Source organism: Aliidiomarina iranensis (assembly GCF_003987135.1).
Taxonomy (GTDB): domain Bacteria; phylum Pseudomonadota; class Gammaproteobacteria; order Enterobacterales; family Alteromonadaceae; genus Aliidiomarina; species Aliidiomarina iranensis.
Window position 1 is genome coordinate 500999 of record NZ_PIPJ01000002.1, and the last position, 17812, is coordinate 518810.

At 47.8% G+C, this 17812-nt stretch carries 15 protein-coding genes and 1 other RNA gene; 8 read left to right on the forward strand and 8 right to left on the reverse strand.

Going from position 1 to position 17812, the window contains the following annotated elements; all coding sequences use genetic code 11:
- Window positions 1-21 precede the first annotated feature (21 nt).
- Entirely contained in the window at window positions 22-897 is an 876-nt protein-coding gene (locus CWE08_RS05390) for a WYL domain-containing protein (RefSeq protein WP_126766390.1), read from the reverse strand.
- Between the two features lie 182 nt (window positions 898-1079).
- Between CWE08_RS05390 and CWE08_RS05395 the strand changes: the two genes are divergently transcribed.
- From CWE08_RS05395 to CWE08_RS05415, 5 genes are all read left to right on the forward strand, one after another.
- A complete protein-coding gene (locus CWE08_RS05395; protein ID WP_126766392.1) occupies window positions 1080-1433 on the forward strand; it encodes a hypothetical protein in 354 nt (117 codons plus the stop codon).
- Window positions 1434-1481: 48 nt separating this feature from the next.
- Entirely contained in the window at window positions 1482-3563 is a 2082-nt protein-coding gene (locus tag CWE08_RS05400) for a protein-disulfide reductase DsbD family protein (protein WP_126766395.1), read from the forward strand.
- 97 nt (window positions 3564-3660) lie between these two features.
- Window positions 3661-4287 carry a DsbA family protein gene (locus CWE08_RS05405; RefSeq protein ID WP_126766397.1) on the forward strand — a complete coding sequence of 209 codons (627 nt, stop codon included), beginning with the start codon at window positions 3661-3663 and terminating at the stop codon, window positions 4285-4287.
- Window positions 4288-4521: 234 nt separating this feature from the next.
- A complete protein-coding gene (locus tag CWE08_RS05410) occupies window positions 4522-4758 on the forward strand; it encodes a helix-turn-helix domain-containing protein (RefSeq protein ID WP_241973836.1) in 237 nt (78 codons plus the stop codon).
- Window positions 4759-4910: 152 nt separating this feature from the next.
- Window positions 4911-5060, forward strand: coding sequence for a type II toxin-antitoxin system ParD family antitoxin (locus CWE08_RS05415; RefSeq protein WP_420837074.1), 150 nt, complete (start codon window positions 4911-4913; stop codon window positions 5058-5060).
- A gap of 48 nt (window positions 5061-5108) precedes the next feature.
- On the opposite strand, the gene ssrA is transcribed toward CWE08_RS05415, so the two are convergent.
- From ssrA to CWE08_RS05430, 3 genes are all read right to left on the reverse strand, one after another.
- Window positions 5109-5467, reverse strand: a transfer-messenger RNA (tmRNA) gene (ssrA, locus tag CWE08_RS05420).
- 211 nt (window positions 5468-5678) lie between these two features.
- Window positions 5679-6278 (reverse strand): NAD(P)H:quinone oxidoreductase, encoded by a 600-nt coding sequence (gene wrbA, locus CWE08_RS05425; protein ID WP_126766401.1) that lies wholly within the window; start codon window positions 6276-6278, stop codon window positions 5679-5681.
- Between the two features lie 19 nt (window positions 6279-6297).
- Entirely contained in the window at window positions 6298-7662 is a 1365-nt protein-coding gene (locus CWE08_RS05430; RefSeq protein ID WP_241973837.1) for a GNAT family N-acetyltransferase/peptidase C39 family protein, read from the reverse strand.
- A gap of 237 nt (window positions 7663-7899) precedes the next feature.
- On the opposite strand from CWE08_RS05430, the gene purM reads away from it, so the two are divergent.
- Both purM and purN read left to right on the forward strand, forming a co-directional pair.
- Window positions 7900-8940, forward strand: coding sequence for a phosphoribosylformylglycinamidine cyclo-ligase (gene purM, locus CWE08_RS05435; protein ID WP_126766404.1), 1041 nt, complete (start codon window positions 7900-7902; stop codon window positions 8938-8940).
- Window positions 8940-9620: a phosphoribosylglycinamide formyltransferase gene (gene purN, locus CWE08_RS05440; protein ID WP_126766405.1), complete on the forward strand. Its 681-nt coding sequence runs from the start codon at window positions 8940-8942 to the stop codon at window positions 9618-9620. The genes purM and purN overlap by 1 nt, the downstream gene beginning before the upstream one ends.
- A 154-nt stretch (window positions 9621-9774) precedes the next feature.
- Here purN and CWE08_RS05445 read toward each other — a convergent pair whose 3' ends face one another.
- Window positions 9775-10566, reverse strand: a complete 792-nt coding sequence (locus CWE08_RS05445; RefSeq protein ID WP_126766408.1) for a DUF3108 domain-containing protein — start codon at window positions 10564-10566, stop codon at window positions 9775-9777.
- Between the two features lie 373 nt (window positions 10567-10939).
- Between CWE08_RS05445 and fadE the strand changes: the two genes are divergently transcribed.
- Window positions 10940-13375: an acyl-CoA dehydrogenase FadE gene (gene fadE / locus CWE08_RS05450; protein ID WP_126766410.1), complete on the forward strand. Its 2436-nt coding sequence runs from the start codon at window positions 10940-10942 to the stop codon at window positions 13373-13375.
- A gap of 89 nt (window positions 13376-13464) precedes the next feature.
- On the opposite strand, the gene CWE08_RS05455 is transcribed toward fadE, so the two are convergent.
- From CWE08_RS05455 to CWE08_RS05465, 3 genes are all read right to left on the reverse strand, one after another.
- A complete protein-coding gene (locus CWE08_RS05455) occupies window positions 13465-14037 on the reverse strand; it encodes an acyl-CoA thioesterase (protein ID WP_157981231.1) in 573 nt (190 codons plus the stop codon).
- The gene (locus tag CWE08_RS05460; protein WP_126766415.1) at window positions 14034-14966 is read right to left on the reverse strand and encodes an isopenicillin N synthase family dioxygenase; all 933 of its coding nucleotides are present in this window, start codon (window positions 14964-14966) and stop codon (window positions 14034-14036) included. The genes CWE08_RS05455 and CWE08_RS05460 overlap by 4 nt, the downstream gene beginning before the upstream one ends.
- 253 nt (window positions 14967-15219) lie before the next feature.
- On the reverse strand, window positions 15220-17697 hold the full coding sequence (locus CWE08_RS05465) for an alpha/beta hydrolase family protein (protein ID WP_126766418.1): 2478 nt from the start codon (window positions 17695-17697) through the stop codon (window positions 15220-15222).
- Window positions 17698-17812: the final 115 nt, after the last annotated feature.

The window sequence follows — 17812 nt, forward strand, 5'->3', positions numbered from 1 at the left end:
ACGGGGGATTTTCGCGAGTTTCTAAACCTCAGCAACCGCATACCCCGGCGCCACCGCCAAATTACTGGTATTCACCAAACTAACCCGGTTCCGCAGCCACAGCTGGTATTCATGCCCTTCAAGGGTGCCATCTTCGGTGCAATCCACGTTCCAGCGGCGCAGCAGGTAACCGGCCATGGCGGCGCGCACTTCAATCGTGAGCAGGCCGCTAACCATGCCGTAATCCATTTCAATGGCGGCTTTGTGCTTTACGTTGTGCGGGTGTGGCACGAGCTGCAATGGGATCATGCGTTGCCATTCGTGATCAGCTTCGGCTTCTTCGAAGGTGTCGGCATCGTCAAGAATGCGCACTTCATGAATTCGGGTAAGCACAAAATCGCGAAAGCTCTGGGATTTACGATCAAACGCGCGCACATGCCAGCGTAAACCGTTATCGACAATCGAGTGCGGCACCAACTCACGCTCATTTTCGCCACTGGTGAGCGAGGTGTAGCGCACTAGCACCGCTTTGCCATTCAATGTGGCCTGCACGATACGCGCCACAATGAAAATATCGGGCACGTTTAACGATGAAGGCGCCTCGACCGGAAAACGGGTATCGCCAATAGCATCGAAGCCATCGGAAATATCATTGGCGAGCTTAATCAGCGTGCGTTTGGGATCGTGCTGGAAAATAGGCGTGAAGGTTTCGGCCTGAAAGTAGCGCTTTTCTTGGGAATCGTAATACAGGTTATTCGGCGCCAGCTCTTTGTACACATTGAAATCACGCGTGCCCGCCGAAAGGCCAACCGCAAAACGCTGCACTAAATCGTTCCGATAAATACTGCCTTTAAACAACAGGCTAAAATCAATGTAGGCCAACCGCTGCCGTTGTGCGAAAGATAGGTTTTCAAGCATATTCCGTTGCCACTTTTTATTGTTGTTGTGCTCTTTGTAAAAGTAGATTTGTAAGCTAAAACCCAGTGTGGTTTATTTTGGTGGGGTTGTAAAGTGTTGTTAAAAAACACAAGCCACCGTATCTGTTTGACCCCTCCATAAAGATTCATTAGAGTACGCAGCAACAATGGTTGGAGTAAACATTGAACCAGCAGCAACGGCAATCTTTAGCACATCGTTTTTTATACATCGCCCTTTTGGTGATGTTTTTGTGTTGGGCGCAGCAATCATCGCTGGTAAACCATTGCCCCTTAAATAACACCTCTGTGGCGCACCAGCATACAGATGCCGGCTCGAGCACCGCCGCCGCTGCGGATTGTGAATTAACTGAACAACTCCTACAAAATAGCCAAATTGATATCGACCATATTGTACTGGTTCTGGTATTTATCTGGCTGCTCACCAAAGTTATTGTTAGCCGCATAGCTGCGTTGCCGCAGCCGCTGCGCTGGCCTCCTCCCCCGCTTTACCTCAAGAACTGTGTGTTTCGAGAATAAATAGGTTGCTGTTAACAGTTACAACCTCTTTTATTTAAAGGAAACACTATGAACATTAAAGCTTTTTATGGGCTGTTGCTGTTGAGCATCAGCTTATTCGCACCTATGGCTCAAGCCGCCGATACTGGGTGGCTAAATGATGCCATGCACCCGGAGCTTTCTATTCGTTTGCAAGCCGTATCGGCAAACGAAGAAGCGAAAACTGTAAATGTTTTACTGCAAGTTGAGCTTGAAGGTGAGTGGAAAACCTATTGGCGCTCCCCCGGTGAAGGCGGCATTCCACCCAGTTGGGATTGGGCACCATCAACTAACGTAAGCTCGATTGATTGGCAGTGGCCCATTCCTTCTCGGTTTGTGGTGGCTGGCATTGAAACGCTTGGTTATCAAGGAAGCACAGCGTTCCCGCTTACCGTGCATGTGGAGAACTGGCACGAGCCGGTGGCGTTAGCGGGCGTGTTAACGATGTCGAGCTGCACCAACATTTGTGTGCTCACCGATTTCCCCATCGATCTCTCATTAAACCCAGCAGAAATCATGCTAGATGCGGAAACTCAGCACCTTTGGCAACGCGCAGTAAGCACAACCCCAACGCTAAATCATGCGCACTTAGTGCCGCCGCAAGCGCGCTGGGATAATGAAAAACAGCAGTTAGAAGTTAGGTTAAACCGCCGCGAAGGAAACTGGGCAGAAGCCGATGTTTTCATCGATAGTAGCGAGCCAAACCTTAGCGATATCATGGTTGAATTGATAAGCCTTGAGGTTGAGGGTGAAACACTCATTGGCCGCTATGCAGTTACACATTGGCTTGATGATCTCGATTTAGCGGAACAAAGCCTGCAAGTTACGGTAACTGATAACGAACTGGCTGCAGAATTTACCGTTATTGCTGCCGCCGGCAGTTTATCGGATACAGCTGCTGTAAGTTCGATTTGGTTATTCTTCGGTGCGGCACTTATTGGCGGCTTAATTCTAAATATTATGCCCTGCGTGCTTCCCGTGCTGGGTATGAAGCTGCAATCGGTGGTTGCTGCATCGGGCACCAGCGCCAAACGTGTGCGCCGGCAGTTTATTATGTCTGCTTTAGGGATTATGAGTTCCTTTTGGCTTATCGCTATCGGCCTTATTTTTCTTAAGGCTAGCGGTGCTGCTATCGGTTGGGGAATTCAGTTTCAAAACCCATACTTTATTGGTTTTCTGGCCCTATTAACCTGGCTATTCGCACTGAATTTAGCCGGCGCTTTTGAGGTGCGGTTACCGAGTAAACTAAATACTTGGGCCGCCACCAAAGGTGATGAATCGTACCTTGGGCACTACTTACAAGGTATGTTCGCCACACTGTTGGCTACTCCCTGCTCGGCACCATTTCTTGGTACCGCGATAGCATTTGCGTTGGCTGCTAATACGCCAGAACTGCTGTTTATTTTCACCGGCCTCGGTATTGGTATGAGTGCGCCTTGGCTGCTTATTGCTGCGTTTCCACGCATGTTGAAGCTGCTACCCAAGCCGGGTTCGTGGATGAACATCGCGCGCTATATTTTTGCGCTGATGTTGGCTGTAACTGCAATATGGCTGGTTTCGTTGTTATCCAATCATCTCGCTTACAACATAATTATCAGCGCACTATTAGTCGCTTTCTCAGTAAGTGGCTATTTTATTTGGAAACGGCATGGCCGAGCTGGTGTTATTGCTTCGCTGGCTGCACTTATATTTGCAGCAGCGATAGCGTTAATCATTGGCGCACTCACTGCAAGCCAATGGAGCCAGGGCGTTCGCCCAGACCATAACTGGCAACGCTTACAAACTGCTGATATCCCAGGGTTGGTTGCGGATAACAAAGTTGTTTTCGTTGATGTAACCGCCAGCTGGTGCATTACCTGCCATGCCAACAAGATTGGCGTGCTGCTACAGCAGCCTGTTTACGATGAATTGCAAAGCGATAACGTGATCACCGTGCAAGGCGATTGGAGCACACCAAGCCCATCGGTTACTGCTTACCTTCGAAACCATAACCAATATGGCGTTCCATTTAACATCGTTTACGGCCCAGGCGCTCCAGATGGCATTCAACTTCCAGTAATTCTCACTAGCGAAGCGGTACTTGCCGCTTTGGAGGAAGCGCGTGGGCGTTAAATCGCGGCTCCAGAAACATTGGTATTTACCAGCAACCGAACAAAACGCCCACGGTTCGTGGGCACTACAAACTTATAAATTTTAATAGGAACTTAATATGTTTAATCGCTATAAAGCACTAACAAACGCTAACACGTCATTTTTTGCACTCGCGCTATTGGCTTTTGCTGTATTTTTTGTGGCAAATAACACCGCATCAGCTCAAAACCAAATAAACCCTCATCCAACATTTGGTGAAACCGAAGCAAAAATAAATGTGATTGTATTCACCGATTACAACTGCCCTTTCTGTAAACGCCTTGAGCCGCATTTACAGCAACTACTGAAAAACTATCCTGATATAAAAGTTACCAACGTTATCGTGCCACTGCGCCAAGGCAATGTTGCTGGCAGCCAAGTAAATTCAGCCCAGTTCGCCCTTAACGTTTGGTTGAATCAACCCGATGCTTTTGCAGAAACCCATCAATTGTTGTACGCGAAAAACGGCATGCACAACGCGCAATCACTGCAACAAATAGCCGCTAAAACAGGTACACAAGATGCCCTTGCAGATCCCACAATGGCGCAGCAAATTATTGATATGAATATGGACATGTTTCGAGATATTGGCTTACGCGGAACCCCAAGCTTAATCATCGATCAACAGCTTATTCCAGGCTACGTTGAATACGATGTACTCGCGGATGTTGTAGAAAAAGCACTCGCCGCACAAGCTAGCCGCTAACGTTAAACTGAAAGTTGATGATAAAGAGGCCTTCGGGCCTCTTTTTTCGCACTATCGAGCATATAGTTCTAATGTGTTGAGCCATCTTAAGCAACAGATAAATTGCTTTTATCATCTAAAGCAACTAATATGTTGCTATATCTCACAAAAGCAATATATGTGTTTACCATGATAAATTCGATACTCCAGCAAATAAAACAGCGGCGATTAGCTCTTGACCTCAAACAGAGCGATATGATGTTACGTGTAGGCGTATCGCGTCAGCAATACCAGCGCCTTGAATCGAAGGGAAACCCTAGGTTAGATACCTTGGAATTGATTGCCAAGGGCTTGAATAGCGAACTTATGCTCATACCAAAGGAAAAGCTTGGCGCGGTTATGGCGCTGCTTGAACAAGAGAGTTCTGAAGTCACTACAGGCAAAAAGTTTTCCGATGATCCTTGGCAGGGCTTGCTGGAAGATGAATCATGAGCGAATGCGCCACGCACGTAATTCGCGTTCCTGGCCATGTCAATTATATCTTTCTATCACACTATCAGGCCTAAGATTGAATTACCGCTTCCTTGACACATCACTCACCTAATACCAAAATATAATAAATATTGGTACTTAAGAGGTGTGATATGTCGAAAAACACTAGTGTTAGTTTGGGCGAGTATTTTGAAGGTTTTATAGCCACTCAAATTGCAAGTGGCCGTTATAGCTCAGCAAGTGAGGTAGTGCGTATACTGCATAAAAACATGGATGTAGAGCCCAATTTTGCAACCTCGTGACCTTCCCAACAAAAACGCCGCTCAAATGAGCGGCGTTTTATTATGATATGGTGGAGCTGGCGGGATTTGAACCCGCGTCCGCAATACCTACATCCTCGGTCCTACATGCTTAGTCAGTCTTTTAATTAATCATCAAGACGCCGACAGACAGGCTTCTATAATGACGAGCCCGATTAAGTTTAACGGTTCAGCTCCGGGCGAAGCATCCACGCGAGTCTACATTAGGGTTAGCCGTTCTGGTCCAGTCTCGCAGACAAAGCGCTGGGGAACGGGCTTAGCGGGTTATTAAGCCGCTAGAGCGTAGTTGTCGTCGTTTGCAACTATAAAGTTGAGGCTTTTTACGAGGCCAGCCTCACCTCGGCATGCACCTTGGGTTTCATGTATCCCGTCGAATCCGGATCAGCCCCAAAGGTTTTGTAATCGCTGTTTTGCTTGCTTAACGCAATCTATCAGTGCTTACATTACTCAGACATTATACCTGAGTATAAGTTCGGCGGCTACAAACCCTTTTAGAATAAAGAGTTCGTTGCTGCCTTTTCATACAGCAAAGCCGTTTTAACTGAGCCCACAGCACTGAACCTACCGTACTTGACAAAAACTACTAAGCCGCTTCTTTTATTACGCCGAGAGTTTCTTCGCGATCTTAGCAATATGTTCGCCTTGGAACCGTGCGCCATCCAATTCGTTCGCGGAAGGCATCCGTGAACCATCACCCGCCGCTATGGTAGTAGCGCCGTATGGCGAACCGCCGGTGATTTCATCCAAGCTAAGCTGCCCAGAGAAACTATAAGGCAAACCTACTACAACAAACCCAAGGTGAAGTAGCACGGTATGGAAATTCAACAACGTTGATTCTTGGCCGCCGTGTTGGCTAGCTGTAGAGGTAAACACGCCCCCTGCTTTACCAATTAAATCGCCGTTCGCCCATAAACCACCGCACTGATCTAGGAAGTTCTTCATTTGTGAAGCCATCATACCAAAGCGCGTTGGCGTGCCGAAAATAACTGCATCATAGGCTTTCAAATCATCCGGCTTTGCGATGTCGGCGCTCTGGTCCATTTTATAGCCTGAGCTTTTTGCTACATCTTCCGGCACCAGCTCTGGAACACGTTTGATATCCACATCGGCACCACCAGCGCGTGCCCCTTCAGCCACGGCTTGCGCCATTTTTTCGATGTGCCCGTAACTTGAATAATAAAGTACTAGAACCTTAGCCATTCGAACTCCTATCGATTAATTAATCTGTTTCGTTGCTCAAAACTACCGCTGCCCGCAACCGTGAACTGCCATAGGCAAAGGCCTTTTCAAAAATACTGCGCGGAATCGGCAAATACTGGCGTTCCGTTATGGTTTGCCAAGGTAACAAATCATCGTCTGGGTCGTTGATATAAATATATTCATCGTCCATCGCCGTGATTAATACCCAATGCGGTGCTTTCGAGCTATCAAATTGATACGTGCTTATCAGAGCAATAATCAATTTTCCGCTATTTAGATCATCATTAAGCTGCAGCAAACTATAATCGAGGTTATGTATGGCAACCCCAGCCTGCTCTAGCGCAAAAATATCCGCTTCTTGCACACGGCTCATTACCTCACGCTTGCTCTCGTTGCGCACTGAATCGAGCAATACTGGCCCAGCTTGGCTTACCCACACCTCAGCGCTTAAACCACGGCGGAGTGCCGCACGCGCTAGCCCGTGAGGGCCGCAACCGCCATGGCCGGATGTCATATATATAGTGGTGGCTTCACGCCAAATTTCAAGCTCTTCATGGGGCGGCGAGCTCACCGGCTTAGCAAAATAATCGAGCGCCATAATTAAACTTGTGGGCCCACAGGTAAAAGGCGTTGTTTGCGTGAGGTGCGGCACTAAATGCGGCACATTCGCGGAATCGAAAAAATGCAGCTGCTTTTGCAACACAATGGCATCGGAATGATCATCATAATAATCTTCGCGCAGGCCTAAATGCACAAACCCAAATTGCTGGAAAAACTGCAGGCCTTGCTCATTATCGGCCTTGGTTTCCGTGCGCAAAAACAAACAATGCTCTTCTTTGCCGCGCTCAATGCAATATTGCATAAGTTGTCTACCGAAGCCTTGGCCTTGCAGCTCAGGGTCTACCGCAAACGAATACAGCCGGCATAAACGTGTAGCCTGGCGGAAAAGTAGAATGGCGTAGCCGAGAATTGGGCTTTGGCTAGCTTGCTCACTCGTACGCCGGGCGCTCTCGTTATTCATACCGCTCTGGCTATTTATCGCGCTCGTGGGAGTGCCCCCGCTTTGGGCAGTTTGCCCGCTCTGGGCTGTTTGCCCGCTCGTGGCAGGCGCCCGGCGAATTACCACAAAATCACCTTGATCGTGCTGAATAAAGCGCTTAAAGCTGCGTTTACTCATGGCATCATATGGGAAGCAAAGCTGATCGATACGCAGCAGATCGGGCACGTCCTGTAATTGCGCAGGCATTATTGTTACTTCGCTAATTGCTTCGCTAGTTATTTCGCTAGTTATTTCGCTAGTTAATTCGCTACCAGCTACTGGTTTCACCATTGCCGCCTCTACCGTATTAACGTTAGCGAGCGCTTTGTTGCCCGTACCTATCACTATCAATCCTTAGCCAATGTTTAGCAACTTTTGCTACCTTGTTTCTACCATCTTTTGCTGCCTTTTGTGGCTAGTTAAAGCAGCAAAATGTGGCGCCTATTTAGCGCCCTTTTTCAGCCACAAACAAGATGTGCGGTAAAAAATTTATAATAAGCATTCAAGCTAAGGCTCAGTGCTGTTAAAATGCGCATCCAACACATGGCACACTGGTTGGCAACAGCCGCAAGAGGACCTCCCGTGAACGACAATAAACCTTCCCTGAGCTACAAAGATGCTGGCGTTGATATTGATGCTGGTAACGCTTTAGTACAACGTATTAAGCATGTTACTCGCCGCACTACCCGCCCCGAAGTGATGGGCAGCATTGGTGGTTTCGGTGCTTTATGCGAAATTCCTGAAGGTTATAAAAAGCCGGTTTTGGTTTCTGGAACCGATGGTGTGGGTACTAAGCTGCGCCTCGCCATTGATTTGAAAAAGCACGATACCGTAGGTATCGATCTTGTGGCCATGTGCGTAAATGATTTAATTGTGCAAGGCGCTGAGCCGCTGTTCTTCCTAGATTATTATGCCACCGGCAAACTCGATATCGATGTGGCTGCTGATGTGGTTGCTGGTATTGGCGAAGGTTGTGTGCAATCAGGCTGTGCGCTTATTGGCGGTGAAACCGCGGAAATGCCAGGCATGTATGAAGAAGGCGATTATGATTTGGCCGGCTTCTGTGTAGGTGTGGTAGAAAAAGACAACATTATCGATGGCAGCAAAGTGGCAGCTGGTGATGCGCTAATTGCTGTGGCTTCAAGTGGCCCGCATTCAAACGGCTATTCATTGATTCGCAAAGTAATTGAAGTAAGCGGCGCCGATTTAAATGAAGAATTTCATGGTAAGCCATTAGCAGATCATTTAATGGCGCCAACGCGCATTTATGTGAAGCCTACTCTTGAGCTCATTAAGCAAGTAGATGTGCACGCGATTTCGCACATTACTGGCGGCGGCTTCCAAGAAAATATCCCACGGGTATTGCCTGAACATTGCAAAGCAGTGGTTCAGCGCGATAGCTGGCAGTGGCCAGTAATTTTTAGCTGGTTACAAGAAAACGGCAATATTGAACGCAATGAAATGTTCCGCACTTTTAACTGTGGCGTGGGCTTGGTGATTGCTGTGCCGGCCGATGCCGCTGAGAAAGCCGTGAAGCTTCTGAACGATGCCGGCGAAAGCGCCTGGGTTATTGGTGCTGTCGCTGAACGCAATGGTGATGAAGAACAGGTTGAATTCGTATAATGCCGGCAGCTATCGCAAACCCGATTAAAAAACGCATTGTGGTGCTAATTTCTGGCACCGGCAGCAATATGCTGAATATTGCTGAGCATTGCCAAGAGAGTAAAAGCCAAGCAAACAAGATCAATGGCGATGTGGTGGCAGTAATCGCCAACCGCGCCGATGCCGCTGGTTTAGCAAAAGCAGCTGAGCTTGGCATTGCCACTGAGTTTGTGCCGCATACCAATTTCGCGAATCGCGAAGATTATGATCAAGCGTTAGTAGAGCGTGTGCAAAGCTATCAGCCCGATTTAATTATTCTTGCCGGCTTTATGCGCGTGCTTACATCGGTATTTGTATCTGCCTTCACCGATCGCATTATGAACATTCACCCTTCGTTGTTACCAAAATACAAAGGCATGCACACGCACCAGCGCGCCCTTGATGCCGGGGACACAGAACATGGTGTCAGTGTCCATTTTGTTACCGAAGAGCTTGATGGCGGCCCGGTGATTTTGCAATCAAGGGTGCCGATTTTTCCAGAAGATACCGCCGAAGATCTACAAGAGCGGGTTCACGAACAAGAATATCGCATTTACCCGCTGGTGGTTCGTTGGTTCTGTGCCGATCGCCTGAAGCTCACCGAAGAAGGTGCAGTGCTTGATGGCGCCTTGCTCGGCGCTGAGGGCTATGCGTCAGAATAAGTGCTCCAGAGTAAGTGCGCCAGAATAAGCTCACCCAAGTTTGGAGAACAAAAAAGCACCTACGGGTGCTTTTTTTCATTAAAGAGGCGAACTCAAGCTGTTTTTGAAAATGTGGCCGAGCAATATATTCGCCTTAGCCACCTTCATATTCGCCCTAGCCACCTTCGTAAAACGTTAGGTCATTCAACACTAAACGCAATTGCTCTTTGCCACCTTCGATTTGCTGCATGCCCACTAGGGTGAAATTCAGGCTTGGCGCGAACCAAAAATAGGTTTGCCGGCGATTGTGATCGCGTACGCGTTCTACTTTCACTACATCGATGGTATCCCCGAGCACCTGCATGGTTTCTTGCGCCACAACGGCAAACTCGTAATATTCGTTGCGGCCATCTTCATCGATCAAATCATAAGCAAATGATTCGCTTTCACCAATGGCGATATCAATTTGCAATTGGTGCAACACAGCGTTGGCATCAAGTAAATGCTCCCGCCACTCGGCAGCAACAGGTTCGCCCTCAAGCGTTTGTAATTGATTTTCTGGGCGTTGAAACCGAACGCTATAGGCTTGATCAGACCCGGTGCCTCGGCGTGCGTATTCATAAGTGAGTGGCTCTACATAGTAGCCGTTCATTTGAAATGAACTATCGTTGTAGCGCCGATCGGAAAGGAATAATATCGATGCCTCTGTGCTGGTTCGATACCGCCAGTTACCATTTTCATTCACACTTAATTCGCGCTCGGCTGTGCCATGAGTGCGCCCGCGGCGATTTAAATCATAAATGGCTTTGTAAGGCTGGGTAATCTCTGTGGCCATTGCAATCCACTCAGAACTCACATCCGTATTCATATTTGTAAACTGTGGATCAACGCGCGCTGCTGCTGAATATGCGGCGAGGGGCAGAAGGCCCAAACAAAACAACGTACTTACAACTGAGAGTTTTTGCATAATCCGCCTTTTACTACGTTCTTTTTACCGTGCGTACTTTACCGAGCGCTCTTTACTGTGCGTACTTTACTGTTCGTTCTTTACTGTGCGCTTTTAGCGCATTTGAGTGCTGTATCAACCAGCACTACTCGAAAATTCGTTTAGCATTTTTGGTGCGAAAACTGCAACCAATCGCAAGTTCAGATTACATTCTCAGACCGGCAAGTAAATAACAAGTTCACTTGCAAAAAATTATAAGCCGATGCAAGCGATTAAACCGTTAGTGCTGTGCATTCAATAGTACATTCAGTACTGCACTACAAAGCTTGCAAATTACGGCGATTTGCTCTAATTTATAGGTTACTGGTCTGACCTCAAACCTCAGGAGATACAAATGAGTGTGGCTATTTGGTGTATTGCTACCTTAGTTATTTTAGGTGCCTTACTTTATCACCGCGCATCACTGCGCACATTTACGTTAGGTACAATCGCAATGCTCGCAATCGGTACATTTACCGGTTTATTCGCATTCGTGCCTTGGATAATTGCTGCGGTTATTTTACTACCGCTGAATCTGCCGTTTATTCGCAAAAACATCTTAGCGAAACGCATTCTTGCCATTTACCGCAAAATCATGCCGGAAATGTCGCAAACCGAGCGCGATGCGCTTGAAGCCGGCACCGTATGGTGGGATGGCGAAGTTTTCCGTGGTACGCCGAACTGGAAAAAAATGCACAGCATTCCAGCGCCAAAGCTTACTGCTGAAGAACAATCATTTTTAGACAACCAGTGCGATGAAGTTTGCGCTATGTTGGATGATTGGCAGGCAACCCATGAGCTTGCCGATATGCCAGAAAATGTTTGGCAGTATTTAAAAGACGAAAAATTCTTCGCCATGATCATCAAAAAAGAATATGGCGGCTTAGAGTTCTCGGCTTACGCACAATCACGCATTCTGCAAAAGCTTGCCGGCCACTCTACTATTTTGGCCAGCACCGTGGGTGTTCCTAACTCGTTAGGCCCAGGTGAGCTGTTACAGCATTATGGTACTAAAGAGCAGCAAGATTATTATTTGCCGCGCTTGGCGAATGGCCAAGAAATCCCATGTTTTGCCTTAACTAGCCCAGAAGCAGGTTCTGATGCCGGTTCTATTCCAGATACTGGCGTAGTGTGTAAAGGCGAATGGGAAGGTAAAGAAGTATTAGGTTTGCGCTTAAACTTTAACAAGCGCTACATTACCCTTGCGCCAGTAGCCACGGTTGTTGGTTTAGCGTTTAAAATGCAAGATCCAGATGGCCTCCTTGGCGATACCAAAGATATTGGTATCACTTGTGCCCTGTTACCTCGCAACATCGAAGGCATGACAATCGGCCGCCGCCATTTACCATTGAACGTGCCATTCCATAACGGCCCAATTCAAGGTAAAGATGTATTTATTCCAATGGATTTCATCATTGGTGGCCAAGCTATGGCTGGTAAAGGCTGGCGCATGCTGATGGAATGTTTATCAGTGGGCCGGGTGATTACCCTTCCTTCAAACAGTGCCGGTGGTGCGAAATCACTAGCATTAGTTACCGGTGCTTATTCGCGCATTCGCCGCCAGTTCAAATTACCGATTGGTAAAATGGAAGGCGTGGAAGAAGCCATGGCACGTATTGGTGGTAACGCCTACTTGATGGATGCGGTAACTAAATTCTCTACCACTGGTTTGGATCTCGGTGAGAAGCCTTCGGTTATCTCAGCGATTTCGAAGTACCACATGACTGAGAAGCTACGCCAAGTAATGAACGATGCGATGGACGTGCACGGTGGTAAGGGCATTTGCTTGGGCCCGAACAACTACCTCGGCCGTGGTTATCAAGGCACGCCGGTAGCGATTACCGTGGAAGGTGCCAACATTCTTACCCGTAGCTTAATGATTTACGGCCAAGGCGCGATTCGTTGTCATCCGTTTGTTTTAGAAGAAATGGAAGCGGCTGGAATTAAAGGCAAAGAAGGTTTAGATCGCTTTGATAAAGCCTTGTTTGGCCACATTGGCTTCGTATTTAGTAACTTTGTGCGTTCGTTGTGGTTTGGTTTTGGCGGTTCACGCTTTACTTCAGCGCCAGCAACAGATAGCACAGCAAAATACTATCGCTTAATGACACGATTCAGCTCTAACTTAGCGTTCATGTCGGATGTTGCCATGGGTGTGCTAGGTGGCGAATTGAAGCGCCGTGAGCGTATCTCAGCTCGTTTAGGTGATATGTTGAGCTACCTCTTCATTGGCTCAGCTATTCTGAAGCGCTTTGAAGATGATGGCCGCCCTGCCGAAGATTTACCATTGGTACATTGGGCGATGCAAGATACCTTGCGCAAGCTACAAGAAAGCCAATTGGAAATGCTCGAGAACTTCGGCACCGTTGGTAGCATCTTGAAAGGCATGATGTATCCGTTTGGCCGTGTAGTAAAAGCGCCAAGTGATAAATTGGGCCACAAAATCTCGCGTATCCTTATGGAGCCAAACGCTGCACGTACGCGTTTAGGTGAAGGCCAGTTCCTTTCAGCAAAAGGCCCGTTTGGTTACGTAGAGCAGGTATTGTTGGATATCATTGCAGTTGAGCCATTGCACGCGAAAGTGGAAAAAGCTGCCGGCGAGCGCCTATCCTTCACCCGCTTACATGAAGTTGGGTTAAAAGGGAAAGAGCTTGGTGTGTTAACCGACGAAGAAGTAGAACTCTTCAAGCGCGCTGAAGAAGGCCGCTTACGCGTTATCAATGTTGATGATTTCGCACCAGAAGATCTACTTGCTGGCCCTGCCGCTCATGAATGGGGCCGTAACAACGCCTAATTCTAGAGCGCTATAAGCAGGTTAAACAAAAACACCGCAACCCATAAAAGGCTGCGGTGTTTTTTTATATGCTAAACGCGATGCTTATATTATCTATCTTCAAGCGAGCGTTGAATTTCTTTTTCTTTGCGCGCAGTAGCCGAAAGTGAATCCAGTGTTTCTCGCCACTTCTCAACCCATTCCGGTAAAGCTGGTGATTCCAGTTCACCTTGGCCTGTGGCTTCAATGAGTTCAACCGGCTTCAAACCACCGTGCTTTTTGCTCCAGAACATCCCGCGCACGACAATCAAACCGGCCACACGATCGTTTTTATCTAATATCTTGTGCTCTAGAAATGCCCATTTATCATCCCAACCAAGCAACCGTGTTTCTACGTAAAACCTATCGAACGCTTTTAATTGGCGAATAAACCGTGCATTTACATCGCCAATTACCGGAATAAAACCTTTCTTACGGGCCGCATCCCAAGCGCCACTGCGAAAAAACCAATCTACTCGGCCTAAATCAGCGAAAGTAACGAACCGGCCGTTATTCACATGCATATTCAAATCGAGATCGTTCGGGTACACCCTTGAACGAACACGGAGCGTATCAAACGCTCCGCATTGAGGTTCTTTCCGCCGGCTCAGTAAAATCCAAAAAAGCCGAATAAGTAGATTCACTTCACCAACCCAATTTCACGTAACCGTTCCATCAGGTAATCATCAGCGGTGATCGGCGCTTCTTTCTTCGGGTTCTCTGCGGTTACACATTGCGGTAACGCATCAATCACTACATCAGGGTTAAAATGTAAGAAAAACGGAATCGAGTAGCGCGATTTCTGGTTGTGTGGTGCCGGTGGGTTTACCACTCGGTGCGTGGTTGACGGTAAAACACCATTGGTTAAACGCTGCAACATATCACCAACGTTACAAATGATCGCGCCTTCTAAAATGGTTACCGGAATCCAGTTTCCTGATTTTGATAACACTTCTAAGCCTGGCTCACGGGAACCGATTAATAGCGTGATTACGTTGATATCTTCGTGTGCCGCAGCGCGCACTGAAGGTGTGCCCTCTTCCACGATAGGTGGATAATGTAATGGCCGTAAAATCGAATTCCCTTCGTTCACTCGCGTGCGGAAGTAATCACGTGGCTGCCCTAGGTATACGGCAATGCCCTCGAGCACTTGGTTACCGAGTTCATCTAAGGCATTAAACAATTCCGTGGTGGTTTCTTTAAATGATGGTAATTCTTTCGGCCACACGTTCGGAGTTAACTGCGGATATTTGCTGCTATCGGCTACTTCTCGGCCTACATGCCAAAACTCTTTCAAATCCACGTGCTTGGCGTTTTTGGCAATTTCGGTACCAAATGGCGTGTAGCCGCGCGCGCCGCCCAATCCTGGCTTATGATATTGCTTTTTCACATCTTCTGGCAAAGCAAACAGATCGCGCGTGGCATCGAGCGCTGCATGAATTGTTTCATCGGGAATACCATGATTGGTAAGGGCCACAAAGCCATTTACTTCATAACCTTCACCGATGGCTGTTACGAAAGAATCAAAATCTTTCGTGTGCACCGACATATCAACATGAGGAATAGATTGCATTAAGTTTTCCACTTTTTTCAATTCACTAATTTCACTCGCATGCGCCTCTAGCAGGCCTTACGAGAACCTTGCCTAATTTTAAACCTAGGCTAGCTTGCATACAACCGTTACCTACCCCGTAAAAGAAAAAGGCACTGGCAGAATAAACTGACAGTGCCTTTCATTTTCTAGTTATTGGCTTTTTCAGCGCTTATATTCTCAGCCTACGCGTTTAGCCGGAACTTCCAGCGCCGATTAAGCACCAAACATGCGCTTAATCAGCCGCTGGATACAAATGATCCCACCACTCCGGCTCATCTTTTAAATGCTTATCAAACCAAGCAATATAAGTAGCCCACCAATTCAAGCGCGCTTCCCGGCCCATAATGTGATGATCTTGGCCTTTGTATTCCACCAGCTCCACTTCCTTATCCAGGAGTTTTAGCGCGGTATACATATTATGGCTTTCACCCGGCGGCACGTTGGTATCGGCATCACCATGAATCAACAACATTGGTGCCGTTACCTTATCTGCATGGAATACTGGGCTTTGCTCAGTGTATAGCTCAGCGTTGTTCCACGGGAAGCTGCCTTTGCTGGCTTCACCGGAATACAAGAAGCCCCACCAGCCTTGGCCCCAGTAAGATGTGATATTTGAGATACCCGCGTGAGACATCGAGGCGGCGTAGAGGTCGGTCATGGTGGCCAGTAGCATCGTCATAAAGCCACCATAAGAGGCGCCCATGTGGCCTACACGTTCAGCATCTACAAAGGGGTGCGCAGCCAAGAAGGCTTCGGTACCTTGAATAATATCTTCCGCGGTGTATTTACCCCAAGCGTTCACATGGCGAGCGGAAAACTCTTGGCCAAAGCCGGTTGCACCTGTGGGCTGCAATACATACACCACATAGCCCTGATTCGCCCACAAGTTAAACGGATAACGGCCGGTAAAACCACGTTGCACCGGCGAAGTACCACCGTAGTAATACACGAGCGCCGGGTAGCTTTGGTTTTCATCAAAGTTATGGGGGTAATACACCCGCCCGGCAATCTCATCGCCGTTTTCATTGGTGAAGTTCCATTCCTCAACGGCGTTAATATCATTGTGCGTATAAGCTAAATCAGCGCTATCCCAAAGCTCGCGCAAACGCCCTTCCTGCAAATCTAAACTCACCAGCTTTTGCGGTTCAGTAGCGCTAGTGCCACCAATCACAATACGCGGGAACTGATTTTGGCTAGCCGCCACTTGGTCCACTACTTCAATGCCCGCACTCACCTTAATGTAACGGTTATTGCGGGTATCGTAACGATACAGCTGAGTGGTATCCCGATCAGTAACCCGCAGCAATAAATCACCATTACCAAGGGCCATTGCGCCGCCGATGGCAGGGTCAAATTCACGGCTGAGGGCATCTACTGAGTTATCACTGGTTAACCGGTAAAGCTGGCCATCATAATTATTCGATAACATTTCATCGCTAAGGCTTGCTGCACGGCCAGCGCCTTCCATAAATTCAGGCCCAGCAGTGATGTAAATAGCATCGCCCTGATACAGCGCTTGATTAAAGGTGCGGTGTGTGCCCAAATCACGGCGTTCATTAGTGGCTAAATTCAATTCAAACGCTTCTACTGCAAAGTGCGGTGGCGCCGCATAATCAACTTTGCGCGTACTCACTAAAATACGCTCGCCACTGCTGTGCACATCTAACAGGCTGTGGCCACTGCCACCTTGGGTAATTTGTTGAATTGCGCCGGAATCGAGATCGAGCGTATACAGCTGCGAAACATTCCGAAAATAGCTCCAGCGATCTTCTAGCGCACGATAACGTTTAGTTACCTCACTCTCACTTTCCGCTGTTTTGTTCCGACTAAAAATCAGAGAGTTATCGGTTAACCAACGTAAGCCACTGGCGCCGGTTAATGCGCTGGAAACTTCCGTAATCGATAAATCATTTACATCCAACACCTGCACTTTTTCATCACTGATATAGGCAAGCTTGTGATCTTGCGGGTGCCATGCAAAATTCCCTACGCTGGTATCATTCCAGCGAAACACCACACGGTTTTCTTCCAAATCCCGTAACAACAATTCAGTTTGGCTTTCGCCTTGTTGTTGCCAGCTTTTGCGCATTACCAAGTAGCGGCCATCAACTGATAGCTCCACGCCATTTACGGTGGGCGCATCATAAAGCTGAGCCGCGCTTAAGCGCCAATCGCTTGGCCAATCACTTTCTACTTGATCATGTTCCGCGCTTCCTTCCCAAGCAAAGTTCACGGCCGACCAATCTTCGATACCCTCTGCCAACGCCACTAAATGATGATCGCCAGTTTCCAGATGAAGGGTAAACTCAGAACCCGAGCCAGAAACGCGTTCACCATTCAGATACAAGGTGATGTTTTCTACCCCTTCGATATTCATTTTGCCCTGGGTGAAGCGATCTACGCTCACCGGAACCCGCAATACGGTTTGGCTGCTCTCGGCTTGTAACGCCGAAAGTGGGCTGCCACTCTCGTTAAACTCATTCAGCCAAGGGCGCACTAAGCTATCGCGAATAGCATCGGCTTGCGCGGTATCGGCTATTGCTATGTTCGCCTCGGGCAATACGTGGGCACGAATATCTTCCCGATCCACCGCCAGTGCGGCGCTGCTTGGTAACGCTAAAATAGAGGCCATCACCAGCATTAGTTTCGAGTAATTATTTCTCGGCACCTGGTGAGCGCTTTTATCAAATGCAATATGGTTAACTGACATCAGCTGTTCCCTTTGTTGTTTTTTCGTATGCGTTCATAGTACACAATTTCATGGGAAATCGTGAATACCTGCGACCGAACGAAGATATCCCACGACAATTCATCATAACGCTTGC

Excerpts from the sequence above, each read along its gene's own strand:
- CWE08_RS05390 (WP_126766390.1), bottom strand. The coding sequence starts at position 897 with ATGCTTGAAAACCTATCTTTCGCACAACGGCAGCGGTTGGCCTACATT.
- CWE08_RS05400 (WP_126766395.1), top strand. The coding sequence starts at position 1,482 with ATGAACATTAAAGCTTTTTATGGGCTGTTGCTGTTGAGCATCAGCTTA.
- CWE08_RS05405 (WP_126766397.1), top strand. The coding sequence starts at position 3,661 with ATGTTTAATCGCTATAAAGCACTAACAAACGCTAACACGTCATTTTTT.
- CWE08_RS05410 (WP_241973836.1), top strand. The coding sequence starts at position 4,522 with ATGATGTTACGTGTAGGCGTATCGCGTCAGCAATACCAGCGCCTTGAA.
- CWE08_RS05415 (WP_420837074.1), top strand. The coding sequence starts at position 4,911 with ATGTCGAAAAACACTAGTGTTAGTTTGGGCGAGTATTTTGAAGGTTTT.
- wrbA (WP_126766401.1), bottom strand. The coding sequence starts at position 6,278 with ATGGCTAAGGTTCTAGTACTTTATTATTCAAGTTACGGGCACATCGAA.
- purN (WP_126766405.1), top strand. The coding sequence starts at position 8,940 with ATGCCGGCAGCTATCGCAAACCCGATTAAAAAACGCATTGTGGTGCTA.
- CWE08_RS05445 (WP_126766408.1), bottom strand. The coding sequence starts at position 10,566 with ATGCAAAAACTCTCAGTTGTAAGTACGTTGTTTTGTTTGGGCCTTCTG.
- fadE (WP_126766410.1), top strand. The coding sequence starts at position 10,940 with ATGAGTGTGGCTATTTGGTGTATTGCTACCTTAGTTATTTTAGGTGCC.
- CWE08_RS05460 (WP_126766415.1), bottom strand. The coding sequence starts at position 14,966 with ATGCAATCTATTCCTCATGTTGATATGTCGGTGCACACGAAAGATTTT.
- CWE08_RS05465 (WP_126766418.1), bottom strand. The coding sequence starts at position 17,697 with ATGTCAGTTAACCATATTGCATTTGATAAAAGCGCTCACCAGGTGCCG.